General features: G+C 71.6%; 3 pseudogenes. All 3 read right to left on the reverse strand.

What is annotated here, in order from left to right:
• Positions 1 to 188: pseudogene (locus I5E_RS23930) on the reverse strand (BMP family ABC transporter substrate-binding protein); the annotation flags it as partial.
• A gap of 209 nt (positions 189 to 397) precedes the next feature.
• Positions 398 to 1363 (reverse strand): annotated as a pseudogene (locus I5E_RS19015) (mannose-1-phosphate guanylyltransferase); the annotation flags it as partial.
• A gap of 2 nt (positions 1364 to 1365) precedes the next feature.
• A pseudogene (locus tag I5E_RS23935) lies at positions 1366 to 1555 on the reverse strand (ATP-binding cassette domain-containing protein); the annotation flags it as partial.

A 1555-nucleotide genomic window follows, 5' to 3' on the forward strand; every position in this document is an offset into this window, starting at 1 on the left:
CCTTCGAAGCCGAGCTGGTTGAACGACTTGTCGTCGAAGCCACCGGCGTCGGAGACCATGCAGGGGCGGAAGCTGGTCTTGTTGCCGGTCGCGGTGTCGGACGGGGCGGCCGAGCAGCCGGCGAGGACGGCGACGGTGCCGGCCAGCGCGAGGGAGCTCAACAGGACCTGACGGGTACGAGATGTCACGGGTGGGTTCCTCCGGGGAGCGTGCCCGGACCACGTGCGTTCCGGGCGATCGTGGCGACAGTACACGACCGCCCGGCCGGTACAGAACGCCCCTGAGGGACTCCTGGGATCAGTTACGGGATCGCGACCGCGCGGAAACGCGCCCGTAACGCGGTGTCACGGCGGGACCCCCAGTTCGGGGGACGTCAAGCGCTTTTCGTGGTGGAGCGCTACAGGACGTCGCCGCGGCCGCTGATCTTCAGTGCATCCACCACACCCTTGACCCGCTGCGCGTTCGCACTCGTGGTGACGAGCAGGGCGTCGGGGGTGTCCACGACGACGATGTCCTCGACGCCGATGAGCGAGATGAGCCGCTGGCTGTGCGAGACGACGATGCCGCTCGACGAGTCCGCGAGGATGCGGGCGCCGTCACCGAGCACCGCGAGGTTGTTGGCGCGGCCGCCGGACTGCAGCTTCGCGAGCGAGGCGAAGTCGCCGACGTCGTCCCAGTCGAAGTCGCCGGGGATGACCGCCATGCGTCCGGCAGCGGCCGCGGGCTCGGCCACCGTGTAGTCGATCGCGATCTTCTCGAGCTCGGGCCACACCGCGTCGACGACGGCACCGCGTGCCGAGGTGTCCCACGCGTCGGCGAGTTCCTCGAGGCCGGCGAGGAGCGCGGGCTTCGTCCGGCCGATCTCGGCGAGCAGCACGTCGGCCCGGGCGATGAACATGCCGGCGTTCCAGAGGTAGGTGCCCTGCTCGACGTAGGACCGTGCGGTGTCGAGGTCCGGCTTCTCGACGAAGGAGCGGACCGCGTGGGCGGTGGGGGCCCCGTCGATGCCGATCGGGTCGCCGTGCGCGTGGATGTAGCCGAAGCCGATCGCGGGCTCGGTCGGCGTGATCCCGATCGTGGTGATGTATCCGGCACGCGCGGCGACCACCGCCTCGCGGACCGACCGGCGGAACCCACGGGCGTCGCCGATGACGTGGTCGGCGGCGAAGGAGCCGATGACGACGTCCGGCTCGCGGCGCCGCAGGATCGCCGCGGCGAGGCCGATGGCGGCGGTGGAGTCCTTCGGCTCGCTCTCGAGCACGACGTTGTGGTCCGCGACGCCGGGGAGCTGGGACTCGACGGCGACGCGGTGCGCCCGGCCCGTCACGACCATGATCCGCTGCTCGCCGGCGAGCGGCGCGAGGGGGGCCGGGTGACGAGTGCCCGGGCGAGGGCGACGCGCTGCTGCTGCCCACCGGAGAGCTGGTGCGGGTACCGGTCGGCGAACTCGGCGAGGTGCACCATGTCGAGCGCGTCGATGACCTGCTCGCGGCGGGCGGCGGCCGGCACACGGCGCATCTCGAGGCCGAANCGCACGTTCTGCCGGAACGTCATG

This window comes from Curtobacterium sp. B18 (assembly GCF_000333375.1).
Taxonomy (GTDB): domain Bacteria; phylum Actinomycetota; class Actinomycetes; order Actinomycetales; family Microbacteriaceae; genus Curtobacterium.